General features: G+C 56.9%; 22 protein-coding genes. 20 read left to right on the forward strand and 2 right to left on the reverse strand.

Annotation, left to right across the window (positions count from 1 at the left end; all coding sequences use genetic code 11):
* Positions 1-49: 49 nt before the first annotated feature.
* From KL786_RS02225 to KL786_RS02305, 17 genes are all read left to right on the forward strand, one after another.
* A complete protein-coding gene (locus KL786_RS02225; protein WP_215516584.1) occupies positions 50-349 on the forward strand; it encodes a hypothetical protein in 300 nt (99 codons plus the stop codon).
* A gap of 5 nt (positions 350-354) precedes the next feature.
* The gene (locus KL786_RS02230) at positions 355-681 is read left to right on the forward strand and encodes a GPW/gp25 family protein (RefSeq protein ID WP_215516585.1); all 327 of its coding nucleotides are present in this window, start codon (positions 355-357) and stop codon (positions 679-681) included.
* Complete coding sequence (locus KL786_RS02235) at positions 678-1,559, forward strand: baseplate assembly protein (protein ID WP_215516586.1); 882 nt, start codon at positions 678-680, stop codon at positions 1,557-1,559. The genes KL786_RS02230 and KL786_RS02235 overlap by 4 nt, the downstream gene beginning before the upstream one ends.
* Before the next feature lies 1 nt (position 1,560).
* Entirely contained in the window at positions 1,561-2,166 is a 606-nt protein-coding gene (locus tag KL786_RS02240) for a phage tail protein I (RefSeq protein WP_215516587.1), read from the forward strand.
* Complete coding sequence (locus KL786_RS29350) at positions 2,163-4,088, forward strand: phage tail protein (protein ID WP_252193541.1); 1,926 nt, start codon at positions 2,163-2,165, stop codon at positions 4,086-4,088. Before KL786_RS02240 ends, KL786_RS29350 begins: the two co-directional genes overlap by 4 nt.
* Positions 4,089-4,091: 3 nt before the next feature.
* Complete coding sequence (locus tag KL786_RS02250) at positions 4,092-4,544, forward strand: phage tail assembly chaperone (protein WP_215516588.1); 453 nt, start codon at positions 4,092-4,094, stop codon at positions 4,542-4,544.
* A gap of 91 nt (positions 4,545-4,635) precedes the next feature.
* Positions 4,636-5,808 (forward strand): phage tail sheath subtilisin-like domain-containing protein, encoded by a 1,173-nt coding sequence (locus tag KL786_RS02255; RefSeq protein ID WP_215516589.1) that lies wholly within the window; start codon positions 4,636-4,638, stop codon positions 5,806-5,808.
* Positions 5,809-5,826: 18 nt separating this feature from the next.
* The gene (locus KL786_RS02260) at positions 5,827-6,330 is read left to right on the forward strand and encodes a phage major tail tube protein (RefSeq protein WP_215516622.1); all 504 of its coding nucleotides are present in this window, start codon (positions 5,827-5,829) and stop codon (positions 6,328-6,330) included.
* A gap of 14 nt (positions 6,331-6,344) precedes the next feature.
* Positions 6,345-6,647, forward strand: coding sequence for a phage tail assembly protein (locus tag KL786_RS02265; RefSeq protein WP_215516590.1), 303 nt, complete (start codon positions 6,345-6,347; stop codon positions 6,645-6,647).
* Between the two features lie 140 nt (positions 6,648-6,787).
* Positions 6,788-9,298 carry a phage tail tape measure protein gene (locus KL786_RS29820; RefSeq protein ID WP_215516591.1) on the forward strand — a complete coding sequence of 837 codons (2,511 nt, stop codon included), beginning with the start codon at positions 6,788-6,790 and terminating at the stop codon, positions 9,296-9,298.
* Positions 9,299-9,307: 9 nt separating this feature from the next.
* Positions 9,308-10,153, forward strand: a complete 846-nt coding sequence (locus tag KL786_RS02275; RefSeq protein WP_215516592.1) for a phage tail protein — start codon at positions 9,308-9,310, stop codon at positions 10,151-10,153.
* Entirely contained in the window at positions 10,128-10,334 is a 207-nt protein-coding gene (locus KL786_RS02280; RefSeq protein WP_191947129.1) for a tail protein X, read from the forward strand. Before KL786_RS02275 ends, KL786_RS02280 begins: the two co-directional genes overlap by 26 nt.
* A 16-nt stretch (positions 10,335-10,350) precedes the next feature.
* Positions 10,351-11,394, forward strand: a complete 1,044-nt coding sequence (locus tag KL786_RS02285; protein ID WP_215516593.1) for a phage late control D family protein — start codon at positions 10,351-10,353, stop codon at positions 11,392-11,394.
* A 63-nt stretch (positions 11,395-11,457) separates the two neighbouring features.
* On the forward strand, positions 11,458-12,021 hold the full coding sequence (locus tag KL786_RS02290) for a glycoside hydrolase family 19 protein (RefSeq protein ID WP_215516594.1): 564 nt from the start codon (positions 11,458-11,460) through the stop codon (positions 12,019-12,021).
* Positions 12,003-12,545, forward strand: a complete 543-nt coding sequence (locus KL786_RS02295; protein WP_215516595.1) for a lysis system spanin subunit — start codon at positions 12,003-12,005, stop codon at positions 12,543-12,545. Before KL786_RS02290 ends, KL786_RS02295 begins: the two co-directional genes overlap by 19 nt.
* A gap of 149 nt (positions 12,546-12,694) precedes the next feature.
* Positions 12,695-13,489, forward strand: a complete 795-nt coding sequence (locus KL786_RS02300) for a DNA adenine methylase (protein ID WP_215516596.1) — start codon at positions 12,695-12,697, stop codon at positions 13,487-13,489.
* 83 nt (positions 13,490-13,572) lie between these two features.
* Positions 13,573-13,758 (forward strand): hypothetical protein, encoded by a 186-nt coding sequence (locus KL786_RS02305; RefSeq protein ID WP_215516597.1) that lies wholly within the window; start codon positions 13,573-13,575, stop codon positions 13,756-13,758.
* On the opposite strand, the gene KL786_RS02310 is transcribed toward KL786_RS02305, so the two are convergent.
* On the reverse strand, positions 13,755-14,456 hold the full coding sequence (locus KL786_RS02310; protein WP_215516598.1) for an SOS response-associated peptidase family protein: 702 nt from the start codon (positions 14,454-14,456) through the stop codon (positions 13,755-13,757). The two genes, KL786_RS02305 and KL786_RS02310, sit on opposite strands and share 4 nt — an antisense overlap.
* 101 nt (positions 14,457-14,557) lie before the next feature.
* Between KL786_RS02310 and KL786_RS02315 the strand changes: the two genes are divergently transcribed.
* The 3 genes from KL786_RS02315 to KL786_RS02325 all read left to right on the forward strand — a co-directional run bounded on the left by KL786_RS02315 (position 14,558) and on the right by KL786_RS02325 (position 18,516).
* Positions 14,558-14,983 carry a LexA family protein gene (locus KL786_RS02315; protein WP_215516599.1) on the forward strand — a complete coding sequence of 142 codons (426 nt, stop codon included), beginning with the start codon at positions 14,558-14,560 and terminating at the stop codon, positions 14,981-14,983.
* Complete coding sequence (gene umuC / locus KL786_RS02320; protein ID WP_215516600.1) at positions 14,976-16,253, forward strand: translesion error-prone DNA polymerase V subunit UmuC; 1,278 nt, start codon at positions 14,976-14,978, stop codon at positions 16,251-16,253. The genes KL786_RS02315 and umuC overlap by 8 nt, the downstream gene beginning before the upstream one ends.
* A 271-nt stretch (positions 16,254-16,524) precedes the next feature.
* On the forward strand, positions 16,525-18,516 hold the full coding sequence (locus tag KL786_RS02325) for an acyltransferase family protein (protein ID WP_215516601.1): 1,992 nt from the start codon (positions 16,525-16,527) through the stop codon (positions 18,514-18,516).
* A gap of 442 nt (positions 18,517-18,958) precedes the next feature.
* Here the strand turns inward: KL786_RS02325 and KL786_RS02330 are convergent, their stop codons facing one another.
* Entirely contained in the window at positions 18,959-19,498 is a 540-nt protein-coding gene (locus tag KL786_RS02330; protein WP_215516602.1) for a hypothetical protein, read from the reverse strand.
* Positions 19,499-20,101 lie beyond the last annotated feature (603 nt).

A 20,101-nucleotide genomic window follows, 5' to 3' on the forward strand; every position in this document is an offset into this window, starting at 1 on the left:
ATCCCTTACCCGCCGCGTGCGGGTTTCTGCGTTTTTGGAGTTTCCATTTATGAGCAAGACCAAACGCGAACTCGAACCAACCTCCTTGATTGAAGCTTTGCCGGTATCGGGTTTGAATCCGTTGCCGCAAGGTTTTCCTGGTAATGCACAGGGGGCCGACAAAACTAACCAAGAGCCAACTTATATAGGCCCGGCTTGTTTTTTTCGTGACACGGTCTACACCTCGCGAATCGTGGTTACGCCAGGAGGGCAAACCATTCCAGTTTCAGGAGGCTGCGCTGCAACGTTTGATGACGAGCAGTTCGAGTGTCTCAGTGCTCATCCTGACTTTATCCCTATAACGGAGTAGCCCCGATGATCGGAATGGATCGCCGCACCGGCAAACCGCTGTCCGGGCTCGACCATCTCCGGCAGTCCATTGGGGACATTCTCGCCACGCCTGTGGGCAGTCGGCGGATGCGGCCTGAGTACGGCAGCCTCCTGCGGCGCTTTGTTGACCTACCGGTGAACGAAGGCTGGAAAAGCGCGGTACAGGCCGAGGTCGCCCGTTCGCTGCAGCGGTGGGAGCCGCGGCTAAAACTGGAACAGGTGCAGGTCGTCGCCGTCGTTGGCGGCCGTATCGACTTCAAGCTGACCGGCGAATACCTGGGCGAGCGGCAACTGCTGGAGGTGTCGGCATGAGTACGGTGGATTTATCGGCACTGCCGGCCCCGCAGGTGCTGGAGTCGCTGGATTATGAGGCGCTGTATGACGAAGCGCTCGCGGCGTTTCGCGAGTACATGGGCGACAACTGGTCGGCGGCGCTGGAGAGCGATCCGGTGGTCAAGCTGCTGGAGCTGTTCGCCTACGGCAAGATGCAAAACCGGGCACGGGTCAATGATGCGGCCAAGGCGTTGTTGCTGGCCTATGCCGAAAAGGAGGATCTCGATCAGCTGGCGGCCAACGTCAAGTTGCAGCGGCTGGTGATTCAGCCAGCCAACCTACTGGCCGTGCCGCCCGTTGAGGAAGTCAGGGAATCTGACGATGCCCTGCGCGAGCGTATCCAGTTGGTCTATGAGGGACTGACCACTGCCGGCCCACGTAACAGCTACATCTTCCACGCTCGCAACGCCTCGGCGCTGGTGGCCGACGCCACGGCAGAAAGCCCGGCCCCTGCGGATGTGGTCGTGACGGTGCTGAGTCTGACCGGCAGCGGACGAGCTGATCAGGCGCTGCTTGATCAGGTGCACAGGAAACTCAGCGACGATGACATCCGCCCGGTGGGCGACCGCCTCACGGTGCGAAGCGCTGAGATCCTGGAGTACCGGATCGATGCGGTGCTGCACATGATCGGTGCCGGCCCGGAAAACGAAGCGATCCGGGCTGAAGCTGAGAAGCGCCTAGCCGCCTGGGTCAACCCCCGTAAACGGCTGGCCCTGGAAGTCGCCCGTTCTGGTGTCGATGCCCAGGTGCATATCAGCGGTGTTGGCCGGGTCGAGCTGAAAAACTGGGTTGACCTGAAACCGAGCAAGTCCCAGGCCGCATATTGCACCGGGTTCACTGTGGTGCTTGGAGGCTGACATGAGCAGTTTGTTACCCCTGAGCAGCACCCAGTTGGAGCGCGCCATCGAGGCCGCGATGGCTGAGAAAACCGAGATCCCGTTGCGCACCTTGTACAACCCGGACACTTGCCCGGCGCACTTGCTGCCCTGGTTGGCCTGGACCTGGTCCGTCGACCGCTGGGATACCCGCTGGACCGAAGCGGTCAAGCGCTCGGCCATTCGTTCGGCGTTCTACGTGCATGCCCACAAGGGCACCATCGGCGCACTGCGGCGGGTGGTGGAGCCGCTGGGTTACCTGATCGAGGTGCTGGAGTGGTGGGAGACGAAGCCCGAGGGCGTCCCCGGCACCTTTGCCTTGAAGGTCGGCGTGTTGGATACCGGAATCACCGAAGAGGCCTATCTGGAGCTGGAGCGGCTTATTGATGATGCCAAACCGGTCAGCCGTCACATGACGGGCCTAGCGATCAGTTTGGAAACCCAAGGCGCCATAAATATAGGTGTTGCCGTTTACGAAGGCGACGTAATCGACGTCTATCCCCCTGTACAGCGTGACATTGAAGTCACCGGCTACATCAGTGTGGCTGGACGCGAACACAGTATTGACACCCTGGACGTGTACCCATGATTGATCAGAACTCGCAATTCATGGCGATCCTCACCAATGTGGGAGCCGCCAAACTGGCAAACGCCAATGCCCTGGGGCTTCCTTGGAAGCTCACGGCTTTGGGTGTAGGAGATGCTAACGGTACCGATCCGGTGCCCAGTGCTACGCAAACCAAGCTGATCAATGAACGCCGCAGGGCGCCGTTGAATCAACTCACCATCGATCCTGTAAACCCTGCCGTCATCATCGCCGAACAAGTCATCCCGGCAGATGTAGGGGGTTGGTGGATTCGGGAGATTGGGCTGTATGACGAAGAGGGTGATCTTGTAGCGGTCTCCAACTGCGCGCCCAGCTTCAAGCCGGTGCTCTCACAGGGCTCGGGTCGCACGCAGATCGTGCGGATGAACTTCGTCGTTTCCAGCATTACCAATGTGGTGTTGAAGATCGATCCGGCGATTGTGCTGGCGACACGGGATTATGTGGATCGCTCGATTGGTGAAGTACTGCCGGCGGATAAAGCGCCTGGTACTTATCATCGGGTTACGATCAATGCTCGGGGCATTGTGGTGTCGGGCAGCAACCCCACGACTCTCGCAGGCTATGGCATCACCAACGGTCTCACCTCTACGCCACAATCGGGCGTTGTTGGAGCCATCGCCGACATACCAGTAACCACTTTGGGAACCTATATCCCCGCAACTACCGACAAGCCGTCGGTCTCCAGCAATGGGTTATTTCTGCGGATGAAATGGCCGGGTGGAAATATTGCATTCGATATTTTTGGTCACATAGGTGGCGGTTCCGATGTTTTAGCTTTCCGCCGAGTTCTTGGAGATGGTTCGTATGCGATGAGGTACGTGTGGCACGACGGGAATTTTGACCCTGCGTCAAAAGCCAACCTGGCGAGCCCTAACTTTACCGGTGTACCAACCGCGCCAACCGCGCCCCCTGGTAGCAATTTCGGCGAGCTGGCAAATTGTGCGTTCGTCTGGGCGGCGGTCAATACCTACGCGACCACCGTAACCGCCTCGTTAGCGGCCAAGGCCAACTTGAACAGCCCGGCGCTGACGGGCATTCCTACGGTGCCTACTGCTGCGCCAGGAACAAACTCGCTCCAAGCGGCCAACACCGCTTTCGTTGCTGCCGCCGTCGCCAGGCTGGTCGATTCATCGCCGGGCGCATTGGACACGTTGAACGAGCTGGCGAAGGCACTGGGTAACGATCCGAACTTTGCCACCACCATAATGGGATTGTTAGCCGGCAAGGCTTCCAATGCCACGACATTGGCTGGTTACGGTATTACGGATGCGTACCGTGTCGTCGATGTTGATTACAGGCTGAATGCCAAGGCTAACAAGGGAAACTCTCTGGCCTCTTATGGGATTACGGATGCAATTCGCAATCACAACCCGCTGCCAGGCGAAAGCATTGATGTTCATGGCGGAACCTATGCGTTCCTCTCATCCCCGTTAGAGTCGACTGTGGCTCAGAACTGCTATTGGGACGGGGCGGACTGGGTGCGTCATGATGGGACAAAAAACGCGGTATGTATCAGTGCAAATAATGGTGTGGCGCATATTCGAACGGCGCTACCTGGAGCTGGCCCGATTCGTTGGGCTACAAGCGATCCGTTATGGACGTCTTCAAACGCGACCGTTTCGAGTTCATCTGGTACCGGAACTCTGAAACTCCCGAACGGCTGGATACAGCAGGTGTTTGATGTGACAGAAAGCACGGGGCCGAATGATCTTCGCTACTTCCCCGTTTCCTTCCCAAATGAATGCTTCGGCGTATTTCCTGTTCTGCTCAGCGCTACATCAGGGGGATATGGAAATAACCTCGGCTTTGTTGTCGGCGACGTCACCAAAGATCGTTTCGTAATCAGCGCCGGCGGGAACTTCTCCCCCGAGGGTCGTTTTCGCGCAATCGCTTTCGGGAGGTAATGCATGAAATTTTACTTCAGCCCTTCTACCACAACCTTTTTCCGATCAGACATCCATGGCGAACCTGGCAGCGATGACTGCTCGATGCCAGATGAAGTGCGGGAGGTGTCCGTAGAAGTGTTCGAGCGGATGTTGCGGGTCCGGGAGCAAGGTGGCCGGGTTGTTCCGGACGAAGACGGGCTACCGATTGCAGCGCCGCCCCTGCTTCCAACCAGCGAGGAGCTGGCCGACAAGGAGCGGCGCTGGCGAGACCGGGTGATATCCACTACCGAGTGGATAGTGACCCGTCACCGTGATGAGGTAGATATGGGCCAGGAAACCATGATCACGCCTGAGCAGTTTTCCGAGGTACTGAGATACAGGCAGGCATTAAGGGATTGGCCGACAGTAGAGGGTTTTCCTAATGTTGATCTACGCCCGAATCCACCGGGCTGGCTCGCGGATCAAGCCGAGTAAGAGCGGCACGTACTTACGTTAACCAGCAATTTTTTGTTTAACCCCAGAAGCCTCGCATATGCGGGGCTTTGTCGTTTCTGGAGACCGCACAATGAGTGCAGCAGGATTTTTCCACGGCGTCACCGTCACCAACGTCGACACCGGCTCGCGATCTATTGCGGTGCCGTCGTCGTCCATCATCGGCCTTTGCGACACCTTTACCCCTGGCCCTGATGCCATTGCCTTGCCCAATCAGCTGATGCTGATCACCCGCGAAAGCGAAGCCATCGCCGCCTGGGGCGCCGACTCGGCAATCACCAAAGCGGTGCAGGCCATCTTCGTTCGCTCTAAGGCCGTGATCGTCGCCTGCGGTGTAGCAAAGCTGGCAGACGCTGCCGCGCAAACCTCGGCCATCATCGGCGGTGTCCTCGCGAACGGTACCCGTACCGGCATGCAGGCGCTGCTCGATGGCAAGAGCCGCTTCAACGCCCAGCCCCGCTTGCTGGCCGCACCCAAACACACCGCAACCTTGCCCGTTGCCACGGCGCTGGTGGCATTGAGCGACAAGCTGCGAGCCATGGCGATTATCGACGGCCCGAACACCACCGATGAAGCGGCGATGGAATACCGCGAAAATTTCGGTAGCAAGCGTGTGTTTCTGGTCGACCCTGGCGTGCAGTACTGGGACACCGCGCTCAGTGCCGGCGTCGATGCACCTAGTTCTGCCTGGGTCGCCGGGCTGTTTGCCTGGACCGATTCCGAATACGGCTTCTGGGCTTCGCCGTCGAACAAAGAGTTTGTTGGTGTCACTGGTACCAGTCGGCCTATCGAATTCCTGGACGGCGACGAAACCTGCCGAGCCAACCTGCTCAATAACGCGCAGATCACCACCATCATCCGCGATGACGGCTTTCGTTTGTGGGGCAACCGCACCTGCTCCAGTGATCCGAAATGGGCATTTGTCACCCGCGTTCGCACCATGGATATCGTCATGGACGCGATCCTGTACGGCCACAAATGGGCAGTCGACCGCTCGATCACCAAGACCTACGTCGGCGACGTCACCGCCGGGCTGCAGAACTTCATGCGTGACCTGAAGAACCAGGGAGCGATTATCAACTTCGAGGTGTTCGCCGATCCAGAGCTGAACACGGCCAGCCAACTGGAGCAGGGCAAGGTGTACTGGAACATTCGTTTCACTGATGTGCCGCCTGCAGAAAACCCCAACTTCCGGGTCGAGGTCACCAACCAGTGGCTGACCGAAGTTCTCGACACCAACGGCTAAGGAGATCCCGCAATGGCTATGGTTCCGCAAACGCTGTACCTGATGAACATGTTTGTCGATGGCGTCAACTTCTCCGGCGACGTGCCCACGCTGTCTCTGCCCAAGCTCAAGATCAAGACCGATGAATATCGCGGTGGCGGTATGGATGTCGGCATCGATATGGATCAGGGGATGGAAAAAATGGAGGCATCCTTCAGCACCAAGGGAGTGCGACGTGAGGCCATGAAGTTTTTTGGCCTTGCCGATCAGACTGCGTTCAACGCGGTTTTCCGGGGCTCGTTCAAAGTGCAGAGGGGCGCCACGACATCGGTGGTTGCAACCTTGCGCGGCATGCTTACTGAGCTGGATCCGGGTGAGTGGAAACCGGGCGACTCGTCCGAGTTCAAGTACGCCTTGAGCGTCAGCTACTACAAGCTCGAAGTAGGCGGCCGCTTGATGTACGAGATCGACCCGCTGGGTTGTGTCCGCGTCATCAACGGTGTCGATCAACTCGCCAGTGTCCGTCGCGACCTGGGCATGTAAAGGAAAACTTTCAAATGACAGACCTCAAAAAGCTGCCGGCCTGGCTCGTTGTCACCGCCGATAGCGCGACAGTCACCCTGTCCCGTCCCTGTGAGATCAACAGCGTAGTGGTCGACCGACTGACGTTGCGATCACCGACCGTGCGTGAGGTACGGGCGGCCAACGCTACCGCAGGCGGCGATGACGAAGCGCGCGAAATGCATCTGTTTGCCTCGCTGTCCGAGTCCGGCATCAAGGACCTGGAGGGGCTCAAGCTGACGGACTACCAGCGGCTGCAAGCCGCCTACTTTCGCCTGGTGCAGGACGACGGGATTTAACCCGGCCCTGCAAAAGCAGGTCGCGAAACGCTTGGCGACGCAGTATTCGTTTGCCGCCAATGAAATCGAGACCATGCCCTTTTCCACGATGATCTGGTGGCTCATGGACTGAGCCCTACATCCCAGCCTGGAGTGCTCTCATGGCAAACAACCTGGCGCTCGGCCTGGTCATCGGCGGCGCCGTCAGCTCCACGGTCGGCGCTGCCTTCAAGGATGTCGAAGGCCGCATCAAGAAACTCAGCGAGCAAGGCACCAAGGCCCGCGTCCTGCAGAGCACCATCGGCGATACGGTGCGCCTGCGGGACGAATGGAAAAAAGCCCATGACACCGGCTCGGCCTCGGCCGCTGGCCTGCTGCAAAAGCTCGAATCCAACCTCAAAACGCTGAAGGAGCAGGGCATCGAGGTCGGCAAACTGCGCAAGGAATATCAAGCCCTCGGGCAGATAGCGCGGGGCGCTGAACTCAAGGCGCTGGGCCACACGCAGATCCAGCAGGGCAAGGAGGGCATGAAAAGCTCCCTCGGCCAGGCGGCGGCACTGACCGCTACGTTGGCGATCCCGACCAAGGTCTCTGGCGACTACCAGGCGCAGATCCGCCAGATGTCGTTGTGGGCACACACCGCCGGTACCGGCGACGAGGCCGAACTGGCGGCCAGCATCAGTAAGGTCGCGGCAGACAAGGGCATGAGCCAGCAGTTGCTCGCGCGGTCGGTCGGGGCGCTGATTGAAAAGGGCGTGGAGTGGGATGTCGCCATCAGCTACGCCGGGCAGATCGCCGACCTGATCGACGGCCAGGGCATGGAGCCCGAAACCATTGCCACCCTGATCAACTCCTTCAAGGAGGCCGGTGTTAAACAGGCCGACATGGGCGCCATGCTGGGCCAGGTGGCGGCGGCCGGTGACATTGGTGCATTCGGTCCCAAGGACATGGCCAAGTACCTGCCGGCCATGCTCGGCAACATCAAACGTCTCGGCATGGAAGGCCCGGAGGCGGTGCGCTTCCTTGGTGCCAGCCTGCAGTCGCAGTTCTCGCAAACGCAGGATTCGGCGGCGGCGGCCACCAACATGAACAACCTGCTCAACGCGGTGATCAGCAGCACCAGCCAGGAACGGTTCGCCAAGGAAGGCTACGACCTGACCGGTTCGATCCTTGCCGCGACCAAAAGCGGCAAGGCGGCCAACCCGGTCGATGCCTTTATCATGCTCAGTGAGCAATTGATCAAGAAACAGGACCCGGCCAAGGCCAAGAAAATCGAAGCGCTCAAGGCCAAGATCAAGGCCTCGGCGGATGGTAGTGCCGAGGAAGAGCAAGCCATGATCGCGCTGACTGAGGCGGCGGGGCTGGCGAACATTGTCAGCGATCAGAGCGCCAGTGCCGGCTTGCTCGCGCAGATCAAATACGGCGACAAGATCAAGGCTGATATGGCGACCATCAAGGAGACCGATGGCAAGGCCAAGATCGAGGCGGACGCGGCCAAGGCGCGGGAGACGTCGAATCGCAAGTGGTCGGCGGCGACGGCAGGTATTGAGTCGTCGATGACCCGGATCGGGGACGCGGTGCGGCCGTTGACGGACCTGGCGGCTGACGGGCTGGCGAAGGTGGCTTATGGGTTGGGTGAACTGGCCGGGAAGTTTCCGACAGTGATCAGCGGGGCGACGGTGTTGGCTGCAGGTGTTATCGGCCTGGGCGCTGCGATCAACGCGATCAAGATCGGTAAGGGCTTGCTCAACGTTGGGCGTGGCTCGTTGATGGGCAACCCCAACGTGATCCAGCGGGTGTTTGTCACCAACCCGTCAGGCGCAGGCGGTGGGGGAATTGACGGACGTGAAGGCAAGCGCGGTCGAGGGAAGGGTAAGCGTGGCCGGGGTGGCCGCATTCCCAGTGCAGGTCCGGCGTCAGCCATCGGAGCGGCAGCGAGTCGCCTTGACCCCAAGGTCATGATGGGCAAAGGGCTGGGATTCGCCAAAGGTGCAGCGCCCTTTGCGTTGATCGAGGCAGGGCTGATTGCCGCTGATACTTACCAGAACGCTGAAACCCGCGACGAAAAGGCCGAAGGCTACGGCAATGCCGCAGGCACCTTGGCCGGCACGCTTGCCGGTGCAGCAGCGGGTGCCGCTATTGGTTCGGTGGTGCCGGTGATCGGCACCGTGGTAGGTGGTCTGATTGGCGGTTTTCTGGGGAGTTGGGGTGGTGGTGAGTTGGGTAGTGCTGTGGGTAAAGCGGCGTTCGGCGGCCCGGATGAACCTTTGGTTCTGCCGGCGCAACCGTCACCGTTGCGCCTGCCGCCGCCCAGTGCAGTGCCCATGCCACGTCTGGGTCAGATGGCGCCCTCGTTGTCGTCTGGCCCGTTGATGCTCAAGGTACCCGCTGCACCTGGCCCTGCGCTGGGTGATGTCTCGCGCTCGTTGTCTGTCGCACCGGCAGCTGTCGCCGCACCTGCGGTACTCAGTGCGGCGGCGGTCGCGAAAGCAGACCCGCCGCGCATCGATCAGCAATGGACGTTTTCCCCATCCACACAGGTGACCGTCCAGGGTGATGTCAAGGATCCGCGCCAACTGGCCCAGGAAATGATGCCGCACATGCGGCAGATGTTTGATGACTTCAGTCGGGAGCAAACCCGGCGAAACCTGTTCGATGCCCCTCACGTTTAAGGAGCCGCCATGGCCTACATGGAACAATTGCAGTCAGGCTTCAAATCCCTGGTCCAAGCCGGGGAGGCGGGCCGGCGCAGCATCGACGACATGATCGGCCCGGTGAACGGTGCGATCAGCGAAATCACTGGCGCCGCTGAAGAGCTTGCCAGTCTTCCCGGTGTGCCGCCGGGTGTCGGTGAAAAGCTGCAGCGTGTCATGCGCGGGATCGGCGCCGCGCAGTCGAAGGTCGGCACCGTCCTCGCCACCTATAACAAGGGCACGCGAACGATGTCGGGACTGGATGAGCGCATGGAAACCCTCAAGGAGCAGGCATACCGTGCCGGGACGGCAATCAACCAGATCGCCGGCAAGGTTGATCCCCGTCTGGCGAACATCCTGCCCACCAGCGCCCTGGCGCCCAATGCCACACCCATGGCGGAAGCGGTCAAGCCGTTTCCGCATTTGCTGATCCTGCAGCCGCTGCAAACCAATGCCCAGCCGTTCTACTTCAACCTGGACACGGCGGCCTTCGACGAACTTCGCCGGCAGACAGAGTTTCGCTGGGCCTCGCAAGAGCGCCTAAGTCGCCGGCCGGCGCAGCAGGGAGTGGGTATGGGGGAGGAAAAATTGAGCCTCAAGGGTGCGATCTTTCCCACCTTCAAGGGCGGGCTGAAGCAACTGGATACCCTGCGCTCCATCGGGGCCAAGCTGCTACCGCTCAACCTTACCACCGGCTATGGTTTCGTGCTCGGCACCTGGTGCTTGCGCAGCCTGGAGGAAGAGCAGGGCGCCTTGCTGGCTGGCGGGATCCCGCGTAAGCAAACTTTCAGTTTGGAGTTCACGCGCTATGGCGACGATATGCAGAACGTCTGATGGTGACCTGCTGGATACCTTGTGTTTTCAGCAGTACGGGCATCTGAACGGCACGGTCGAGGCGGTGCTGGCGGCGAATCGGCTGTTGGCGGATGAGCGTCAGCCGTTTCGGGCGGGCCTGTTAATCAGCTTTCCCGATGTTGCAGAACCGATGGTCGAGCAGGTGCAGTTGTGGGATTGAACAACGAGGTACAAGCATGAAACCCACCTTTCGGATTGTTGCTGATGGTTCCGATATCACCGCATTGATCAATGACCGTCTGCTGTTGCTGCGTACCTTGGACAAACCCGGCATGGAGTCGGATGAGTTCGAGCTGCGTATCGACGACCGTGACGGCGCCGTCACATTGCCCAAGCGCGGCGCCGGTATCGAGATCTACCTCGGATATGGTAGCAACGCACTGGCCCGCTTGGGCCGATACACCGTTGATGACATCGAGGTCTCTGGCCCGCCCGACACCCTGGTCATACGTGGCAAGGCCAGCGACATGCGAGGAACGGGCAAAACCACCCGTAGTGGCAGTTGGGAAAACGTCCCGTTGTCGCGGATTGTCAGCGACATCGCTGCTCGCAACGGTTGGGCACCCGAGTGTTCAGTGGCAACCGTAGTGCCTCGGGCTGATCAGTTGAATGAATCAGACTTCAATTTCATCACTCGGCTCGCCAAGGATCACGATTGCACTGCGAAAGTGGCCGACAGTAAGTTGCTGGTGTTGCCTCGCCAAAGCGGCCAAACAGCCAGCGGTAAATCCTTGTCGGCGGTCATCATCCGTCGTGGCGACGTCAGTCGCTGGCAGTTCCGGTTCACTGACCGCACCACGCAGAAGGCCGTTAAGGCCAAGTATCAGGACAAGAAAACCGGCGAGCTGGTCAACCTGACTCTGGACAACGACGACGCGCCGGCAGGATTGCCACCCGTGCATACCGATCGGCACATCCATCCGAACAAGTCCGCCGCCGAGCAGGCAGCCAAGGCACGCCTTGCAGCGTTCAACCGCTCAACCGCCGAGGTCCGGCTGGAGATGGTCGGGCGTACGGACCTGTTCGCGGAACGGCAGATTAACGCGCAAGGCTTCAAGGAAGGCCTCGACGGAGTGTTTCTGGTGGACTCGGTGGAACAGGTATTCACCCAGTCCGGCTGGAGCACCTCAGTCGAATGCAATGCAGGGAAGAAGGGGAAAGCCAAGGCAGTCGGCAAGAAAGCGAAAAAGTCCAAGGAGGTCAAAGTTCTGGAGCTGTGACCTGGCCTTTCTGTTTCATCACCCGCCGCCTTCGAGCGGTCTTTTTTTGTCTGGGAAAACGCGATGTCCATCACCGAGCAGCAACTCCAACGCATCATGCCCAACGCCCGCCGCCAAGCGGGCGTTTTTGTATCTGCCCTAAACGCAGCTATGGCAAATCGACAGATCGATACGCCGAAGCGCCAGGCGGCTTTCCTTGCTCAGGTCGGGCATGAGTCCGGCCAGTTGCAATACGTGCGCGAATTGGGGGGCGATCAGTACCTCAGTAAATACGACACCGGCACTCTTGCTACCCGATTGGGCAATACCCCGGAGGCCGATGGCGATGGTCAGCGATATCGTGGTCGCGGACTGATCCAGGTCACCGGGCACAACAACTACTTGCGTTGCAGCCTGGCGCTATTTGGTGACGAGCGCTTGCTACGCACACCGGAACTGTTGGAGCTGCCGCAGTGGGCCGCAGAGTCGGCAGCGTGGTTCTGGTGGGTGAACGGGCTGAACCTGCTGGCCGACAAGGAGCAGTTCAACACCATCACCCGCAGGATCAATGGCGGCCTCAACGGCTTGGAGGATCGGCTGCAGCTCTGGGGTAGGGCGAGGGCGGTGTTATGCGTCTCTTCGACCTGATCCCCGCTCAATTCCGAATCGCCGCCGTAGGCCTGCTGTTGGTGATGCTGGCCGGCGGATCTGCTGCACTGGCCTGGACCGTCCAAGGCTGGCGGTACGGTCAGCAGTTGGAGCGCCAAGCGCGCCTCCAGGCTGACACCCTCAACGAGCTGGCCCAGGCATCTGCCAGCCTACAACGCACTGAGCAGGACAAGCGCCTGGCGCTGGAGCGACGCCTGCAGAGCAAAGATGAGACCCACCACAAGGAATTGATCGATGAGCAAACGAAGCAGGCTCGCCTGCGTGATCGCCTGGCTACTACTGATCTGCGGTTGTCAGTCGTACTCGCCGCCACCGAAACCAACAGCGGCTGTTCAGTGCCAGCCACCGCCGCCACCGGCAGCATGGTTCATGGCCCCACGAGAGCCGAACTTGACCCAGCGCATGCTCAACGAATTATCGCCATCACCGATGCCGGCGACCAAGGATTGATCGCCCTGCGTGCCTGTCAGGCCTACGCAAAAGAAGTTTCTACGCCGAAGTAAAAGGAGCGGCCGGGCAGGATGCGTCAACATCCAGCCCGGCCGCCTTCCCCGCAGATCGTCCCTGCAAGTCCAGCCAAGGCTCCTGCTTCGTGCACAAAGCGGAGCGAGCCTAGCACTGTTTATTCATACAGCAAAGGTCTTGCTTTTATATGTCCACACCCATCATCCCTTGGATGGGCGGCAAACGCCGCCTGGCCGACCGCCTTATCCCTCTCTTCCCACCGCACGAATGCTACGTCGAAGTGTTTGCCGGCGGCGCCGCGCTTTACTTCATGCGCCCCCAGGCCGCGCCAGTTGAAGTCCTCAATGACATCAACGGCGACCTGGTGACGTTGTACCGCGTCGTGCAGAACCACTTGGAAGAGTTCGTGCGCCAGTTCAAATGGGCGCTCAGCTCTCGGCAGGTGTTCGAGTGGCAGAAGATGACCCGCCCTGAAACCCTTACCGACATCCAGCGCGCCGCTCGGTTCTTCTACCTGCAGCACCATGCCTTCGCCGGCAAGGTGACGGGGCAGACGTTCGGTACCGCGACGACTGGTCCGGCAATCAACCTGCTTCGGATCGAGGAAAACCTTTCTGCAGCGTGGCAGCGTATGTCCGGCACCTATGTTGAAAATCTGGGCTGGCTTGAGTGTGCTGAGCGCTATGACCGCTCCCATACCTTCCACTACATGGATCCGCCCTACTGGCAGACGGCCGGCTACGGGGTGGACTTTCCCTTTGAGAATTACGAGCGAATGGCTGACTTTATGAGGCGTTGCAAGGGGAAGGTCATGGTCAGCATCAACGATCACCAGGATATTCGCCGAGTGTTTGAAGGCTTCCATTTTGAAACAGTCGACATCCGTTACAGCACCACAAACCAACGGCAGGGAAAGGCCGATGTCAGTGGAGAATTGGTGATCATGAACTGGGAGCCTTCAGCGCTTGGGGGGCTGTTTTAATGGTCTCAATCGTCGATCTGATTGGCTTGCTATGTGTTTACGGTAGAGCGTTACTGTGGTCACGCAAACGAAGGATGACCCCCATGGAAACCGCTGACCACTATTTGAATGTCCTGCCCTCTGAGCTTCTCGCGGCGGCCTCGCGAGGTGAGATTGACCTTAATGACTTGGCTGCTGTTGTGTTGGCTGGCCGTGGGCTTGACCACAACGCGACCTGGGTAGGCTTCCCGGCGGCCGCTCGACTGCTCGAGCAGCGCCGGCAGGACTAATCATCTTTCGTGGATAAGGGGAGCAATAATTCGGCTCCCTGATTTTTCACGTTCCCCACCTCTTTGCCAACCGCATACCACTCAAAATCCTCGGTTGGTTGGCAGCACTCTTTGGCTATTTCTTCGGCCCGCTCTGGGGCAAGACCCGGATCCAGCCACTCCCTGGCATGCTCAGGTGTCAGTACCAAGGGCTTGCGGTCATGGATGTCCACCATCCCCTGGTCACTGGCAGCGGTGATGATCACGAAACCGTCGCCTTCTTGGGGCTCCAGGCCAAGACTCACTTGGGCGAGTGCTCCGAAAAACATGGGTTTCTGGCTTTTCAGGCGAATGAAGTAGGGCTGTTTTTTCTTCGGATCATCGGGGTCTTTGACCCACTCATACCACCCTTCACTCGGCACCACGGCTCGGCCATTCGGCCACAGTTGCTTGAAGAACTTGCCCGTGGTGACCGTCTCCACGCGAGCGTTGATCGGGTCCGGGCGTTTCCCCTTGGCCCAGAATGGCGCCCATCCCCATTTGGCTGCATCGATATGCATGCGATCCTTTACAGTGTGCAGCAGTTGCACCCGTGTCGAAGGAGCGACGTTGTAGCGATTGATCGGCGCGGCGTCATATCCACTGAATAGCTCTATCTGTGGGTTCAGCTCTTCGATAAAGATCGCCATCCCCTCGTACTGCACGAATCTCCCGCACATACGCACCTCTCCGCCTGTCGAAATATCCCACAGAAAAATTGACCGCAAGCGTCCTACAAAGTTAACTGTACATTCGTACAGTATTTGTAGAAAGGCGCGCCATGAGCTTTACCATTCTAGGTCCCATCGCCGAAGCCGGCGTAAAACTGCCTCTGTGTTCCTTTCAGGTTCCGGCCGGCTTTCCATCGCCGGCAGCGGATCACATCGAGCAGCACATCTCATTGGATGAGGTCCTGAACATCCGTGCGCCTCATGTGTACCTGGTAGTGATTACTGGCGAGAGCATGCAAGGGGTGGGGATATTTGAGGGCGATTTGGCCGTGGTGGATCGAGCCATCGAGCCGGCCCACGGGCATGTGGTCGTAGCCCTGCTGAACAATGAGCCCATCTGCAAGCGCCTGTGCAAGCGTGGTAAAGAGGTGATCCTCCTTTCGGAAAACCCCAAGTACCCGGCGCGGTACATCCTTGAGGGGGACGAGCTTTCAATCTGGGGCGTGATCACCAGCACAGTGCGCAGCCATGTCTAAGCAAGAGCCGACCTTCGCCCTAATCGACTGCAACAGCTTCTACGCCAGTTGTGAGCGAGTGTTCCGGCCAGACCTGGCGAAGGTACCCATCGTGGTACTGAGCAACAATGACGGCTGTGTCATTGCCCGCAGCTACGATGCCAAGCCATTTATTAAAATGGGGGAGCCGTATTTCCAGATCAAGCACAAGCTCAAGCAGCACGGCATTGTCCCGTTCTCGTCAAACTATGCTCTGTACGGCGACATGAGCGAACGGGTGATGAGCCTGATCGAGGCGATGGTGCCGGCGGTCGAGGTGTACAGCATCGATGAGGCGTTCGCCGATCTGACGGGCATAGGTGGATTGGATACTTTGGGTCGAGAGATTCGGGACCAGGTGCTGCGTGGTACTGGTATCCCGGTTGGCGTAGGCATCGCCACTACAAAGACCTTGGCCAAGCTGGCCAACCACACTGCGAAGCGGCTGCAAGCCCAGACCGGTGGCGTGGTGAACATCATTGACCCGGCCAAGCGCGACTGGGTGCTACGCAATACCGACGTTGCCGAGGTGTGGGGTGTCGGCCGAAAAATGAAACTCCATCTTGACGCACTTGGCATCAAGACCGCCATGGACCTTGCCAAGGCTGACCCGTGGACGCTGCGCAAGAAGTTCAGCATCGTGATTGAGAAGACTGCAAGAGAGCTGGCCGGTACGTCGTGCCTGGAGCTGGACGAGCCCGACCAGCTGAAGCAGGAGATCTGCTGCAGCCGGATGTTCGGTAAGCGCCTGACCGAGTTACCGCCGATCAAGGAGGCGCTAGCCACCTATATGATGCGTGCTTCTGAAAAGCTCCGGGCCCAGGGCTCACTGTGCAAGAAGGTCCGAGTCTGCATCCGTACCGGGATGTTCAATCCTGAAGAGGCCAAGTATGCGAACGGGGTGGTGGTTGACCTGCCTTATCCAACCGACGACGTGCGCCTGCTGACAAAGGCTGCGGTTGATGCTGTCGACCATATCTACCGGCCAGGCTTTAAATACAGCAAGGCCGAGGTGATGTTGCTCAACCTTTGCCAGCCAGGCGAGTACACCGACGATCTATTCGCTGTGTCGCAGCCTGCGGAGGCTACCAGGGTGATGACGGTGCTGGATCAGATCAATGGACGGTGGGGAAGGGGAACGCTGCGGTCGGCTAGCGTGCCGACCAACCCAGATTGGGGGATGAGGCGGGAGATGATGAGTCAGAGCTACACAACGAAACTTGATCAGCTATGGAAGGTTGCGTGTGTGTAATTGGGAAAAGTTCTGCATCTCGTAGATGTCGCGGCTACTGGCAAAATCCTATCATTCATGGAATCATACTTATATCTGCTGCTCCCAGTAGCTCGAATGTTCATATTTTTGGAAACCGCCCATAAATTAAAGTTTGAAATAGCAACTTCAGCTTCTACATGAACTGTTCAAAAGGTAGTTGGTAGTTGGTAACGTTTGTATTCGTGAGCGTATTGCTTATTTTTAATGAGCCCTTGTTATAAAGGGTGTATGTCTTGAGAAGTTGAAAAACATGGACGCTAAAAGTAGTAACTTTCGGGGTGATATAAATGGGCTGCGTGCCTGGGCGGTGGTTTCTGTAGTTTTGTATCACTTTGGTATTTTCGGGTTTTCTGGTGGCTTCATTGGTGTAGATGTTTTTTTTGTGATTTCTGGTTATCTAATGACTGGCATAATCGCGAAAGGTCTTTCCGAGTCTCTGACTTCCAATAAGAGGTTTTCGGTACTAGACTTTTATGTGTCTAGAGCTAAGCGTATTCTTCCGGCGCTAATTGTTTTGTGTGGCTTCGTTCTGATTCTCGGATGGGCTATTTTATTACCAGATGAGTACAAGACGCTTGGGGCGTACACGCTGAGTGCATTAGGTTTTTTCTCGAATATAAAGTTTAGGCGCGAATCGGGTTATTTTGATCCTGCCTCTCATGAGAATTTATTGCTGCATACCTGGTCACTTTCGCTTGAGTGGCAATTTTATATGATTCTTCCACTGGTGATGTTGATTGCGTGGAAGATCCGTCCAAAAATATCTACACTAAAAATAGTCGTGCTTCTTTGGTTTGTGTTGTCGGTTTATTGGTCCATAACAATAACTCCTCATAAGCCGACTGCAGCGTTCTATCTTCTTAAGAGTCGGGCTTGGGAGTTGCTCGCAGGTGGGGTTGTCTACTTGTGGGCTAACAACGTTGCGATGGTTAAGGGGGTTAGGAGAACGATTGAGGGGCTTGGCTTTTTACTAATAATTTTATCAATTTTTATATTTGATCAAAATAGTCAGTGGCCGGGCTGGCGTGCAGTAGTGCCAGTGTTGGGGGCGGCATTAGTGTTAGTTGCAGCACGGAAAGATTCGTGGTGGAGCGGCTCAAGGCTAGCTCAATGGTTAGGAGACTGTTCTTATTCGCTGTATCTTTGGCACTGGCCGATTGTAGTGGTTCTGGTGTTTTTAAACCTGAAGGGTAATTCATTGGCGGTGCTGGTAGGATTAGTTTTGGCTCTGTTTTGTGGCTGGATCTCCTATCGTTACGTTGAAACACCCGTACGCATAAGATTGTCGAAAAGAGCGATGGTCCCCTCTGTTGTTTTTTTGTTGGCTGGTGCTTTGACAATTAGCGCATTTAGTACTCTCGTTCGGAAACAAGATGGTTTTCCAAGCCGGCTTTCCGCACAGGCCAACGCAATTTTTAACGAGGCATTGAACAAGAACCCACGCTTGGAAGAATGCGCGGCCGCGTCATTTGGTATCGGCTCGAAAGACAGTCCGGTACCTAACTGTAAATATGGGAGCGATGGCAGCGTCAAAGCGGTAATGATTGGAGATAGTCACTCTTCATCTTTGGTCACATCACTAAAAGCAGCAATTGGAAAAGGTGATGTTTTGCAGTGGGCCGCCAATGCATGTCCTTTGGCTGGTGGTATATATAGTAAAAATGAAGAGCACAAGTGTACTAATTATTTGAGTTGGGTTGTCGCGGAAGCTAAGAAGTTACCAAGCAGTGTGCCCGTTGTTTTGGTGAATCGCTTTTCACTTTATGTGCATGGTCCAAACGAAATTGATCCGCCGTTAGCGAAGTTGATATCACAATTTACTTCTGATAATGGAGATATACACAGCGATGGGTTTGCTGCTGATATGAGAGAGGGCATCCTCGAAACCGTATGCGAGCTTTCTAAAGATAGAGAAGTGTACATTGTGCGGCCAGTGCCAGAGATGGGGTTTAATGTCCCGTCCAGTATGGGTCGATCAATGATTTTTGATGTGTCCACCAGAGTGTCAGTAACGATTGAACAATATAATGAAAGAAACTTGTCCTCTTTAAAAACTCTCGATTTGGCTGCGGAAAAGTGCGGTGCAAAAATCTTGGACCCGGTTCCATATCTATGCGGTAAGGATAGATGCTGGGGAGATGTTGGTGGGCTTCCAATTTATTTTGATGACGATCATTTAAATGAAAGAGGAAGCCAAATTCTGGTTCCTATGTTTAAAGCAATAGGCCAGCCGAACTCATAGAGCCAGCATGGCAATTAAGTCGGTGATCGGAAGCAGGTGAGCGGCAACGTGCGGCACGCTCACTAGGGCATCATCTGTGCGTCTAGCCCTCTTGCGTGGGCCCGTTTTCGTGGTCTATAGCGGACTACAGGTAGATTGGGAGGGGTTCGAATCCCTATCGTTGAATTGGTTTCCCTACGACCACATTCGACCCTAAGCAGTCATTCGGTTTATGGACTTTTGAACAAAATGCGCCAAAGTTGATCCGGCCCGCCACAACTACTCCCACTGTCTATTTCACCGTGAGCCCATTCTCCGGATTTCCTCCATGCGACTGAATTCCATCTAGGGTACCTACCGCTAAACCTTGCGCATACTTGGGCGAAACACCAAACATCTCTACGATTAAGGGGCTGGCTTTAGCCGGTCCCGAATGAGCAAAGCGAGTGACTTGAACTAGTTGTTAGCCCTCACCTACGGCGGTCAATACGTGGCCGTGAGGTACATCAACGGCGTACCAAGCAGAGCAATCTACAGGCTCTGGGTAAGAATTGGATGCCACTATGAAGTGCAACGACGTTATCCGGCACGCAGGAACCAGTGGCAACAAAATCTCAAAACCATCGTTGCAGTAGTTAACCGGGTAAGGCGCGCTTAAGAGGCCATGCTCTGTTAAACGAATGCTAAGACTATCGAGGTCCTCTGTGCCAATGAGAACAAGTTTTTCACCAAGCACCCAAGATTGTGCATCCAAGCATTCTCCAGATGGTCGATCATCCCAAGGACCTGGAATCTTAACCCACTTGCAAGAAATCGTAACGGTGTTGATTGGTACTTGGGGTTTAAGTACGACTAGTACTGCTTCAAGTAAATCGACGCTCATCCCTGGAGGAAGACGAGGTTCTAGTTGCGTATGTTTAAAGATAGCTTCGTCGGTAGCCAGCGCCCGGCCTTTCGCGTAAGCAGAGAAGAACAGTGCGCCGATAGTTGTTTGGATAACCATTATTCTGCCGTGAGTGCTAACGTTTAGGTTAAGGGGCTGCGGCGCGCAGTTCCAGAGAGCGAGGCGAAGAGGAAAAGCGACATGACTTGGGCACACATTACTGGCGTATGAGCAGTGTGTCCATGGTCTGCTTTTGGCCGAAAGCAGCCCATCAAAAATCATATTGCCCATCATCAGGCTTGCCTGACGCGACCGTGAACCCTGGGTGTTGAGGCATGGCTGTAAGATGAGATTGCTTCGGTCATTGTGCTGCTTGGGCAGGCGGGAGTCCTAGACCCTCGCATGGGGCAAAAATGGGGCAAACCGTACGCCAATCTATGCCATCCAATGCCCATTATGCGTTTACGCAACCTGCCTTGGGCGAGCGTCACAACCCGCAATCACGGGCCTACCCCCCCAAATTCCCCACATACTCCTACACAATCGGCGTGTGGGAGGACAGATCGGACGTGTTTTTACTCATTGGATAGTAGGCAGATTCGTTGAAAGTGATGGGGCAAAGGGGGCGCTTGGCCCAGCATTTTTTGCGATGGCGGCAAGGTTAACATGTGAGGTCAGTGCTTCGCAGTTCACAAACGGTCAGGTAAAACGCAGACGGAGTAC

The organism is Pseudomonas sp. TAE6080, assembly GCF_018732265.1.
Classification (GTDB): Bacteria; Pseudomonadota; Gammaproteobacteria; order Pseudomonadales; family Pseudomonadaceae; genus Aquipseudomonas; species Aquipseudomonas brenneri.

Coding starts and splice junctions, on each gene's coding strand:
- KL786_RS02280 (WP_191947129.1), top strand. CDS start 10,128: ATGGCGACGATATGCAGAACGTCTGATGGTGACCTGCTGGATACCTTG.
- KL786_RS02290 (WP_215516594.1), top strand. CDS start 11,458: ATGTCCATCACCGAGCAGCAACTCCAACGCATCATGCCCAACGCCCGC.
- KL786_RS02260 (WP_215516622.1), top strand. CDS start 5,827: ATGGTTCCGCAAACGCTGTACCTGATGAACATGTTTGTCGATGGCGTC.
- KL786_RS02255 (WP_215516589.1), top strand. CDS start 4,636: ATGAGTGCAGCAGGATTTTTCCACGGCGTCACCGTCACCAACGTCGAC.
- KL786_RS02330 (WP_215516602.1), bottom strand. CDS start 19,498: ATGGTTATCCAAACAACTATCGGCGCACTGTTCTTCTCTGCTTACGCG.
- KL786_RS29350 (WP_252193541.1), top strand. CDS start 2,163: ATGATTGATCAGAACTCGCAATTCATGGCGATCCTCACCAATGTGGGA.
- KL786_RS02295 (WP_215516595.1), top strand. CDS start 12,003: ATGCGTCTCTTCGACCTGATCCCCGCTCAATTCCGAATCGCCGCCGTA.
- KL786_RS02310 (WP_215516598.1), bottom strand. CDS start 14,456: ATGTGCGGGAGATTCGTGCAGTACGAGGGGATGGCGATCTTTATCGAA.
- KL786_RS02325 (WP_215516601.1), top strand. CDS start 16,525: ATGGACGCTAAAAGTAGTAACTTTCGGGGTGATATAAATGGGCTGCGT.
- KL786_RS29820 (WP_215516591.1), top strand. CDS start 6,788: ATGGCAAACAACCTGGCGCTCGGCCTGGTCATCGGCGGCGCCGTCAGC.
- KL786_RS02235 (WP_215516586.1), top strand. CDS start 678: ATGAGTACGGTGGATTTATCGGCACTGCCGGCCCCGCAGGTGCTGGAG.
- KL786_RS02250 (WP_215516588.1), top strand. CDS start 4,092: ATGAAATTTTACTTCAGCCCTTCTACCACAACCTTTTTCCGATCAGAC.
- KL786_RS02300 (WP_215516596.1), top strand. CDS start 12,695: ATGTCCACACCCATCATCCCTTGGATGGGCGGCAAACGCCGCCTGGCC.
- KL786_RS02225 (WP_215516584.1), top strand. CDS start 50: ATGAGCAAGACCAAACGCGAACTCGAACCAACCTCCTTGATTGAAGCT.
- KL786_RS02315 (WP_215516599.1), top strand. CDS start 14,558: ATGAGCTTTACCATTCTAGGTCCCATCGCCGAAGCCGGCGTAAAACTG.
- KL786_RS02230 (WP_215516585.1), top strand. CDS start 355: ATGATCGGAATGGATCGCCGCACCGGCAAACCGCTGTCCGGGCTCGAC.
- umuC (WP_215516600.1), top strand. CDS start 14,976: ATGTCTAAGCAAGAGCCGACCTTCGCCCTAATCGACTGCAACAGCTTC.
- KL786_RS02275 (WP_215516592.1), top strand. CDS start 9,308: ATGGCCTACATGGAACAATTGCAGTCAGGCTTCAAATCCCTGGTCCAA.
- KL786_RS02305 (WP_215516597.1), top strand. CDS start 13,573: ATGGAAACCGCTGACCACTATTTGAATGTCCTGCCCTCTGAGCTTCTC.
- KL786_RS02240 (WP_215516587.1), top strand. CDS start 1,561: ATGAGCAGTTTGTTACCCCTGAGCAGCACCCAGTTGGAGCGCGCCATC.
- KL786_RS02265 (WP_215516590.1), top strand. CDS start 6,345: ATGACAGACCTCAAAAAGCTGCCGGCCTGGCTCGTTGTCACCGCCGAT.
- KL786_RS02285 (WP_215516593.1), top strand. CDS start 10,351: ATGAAACCCACCTTTCGGATTGTTGCTGATGGTTCCGATATCACCGCA.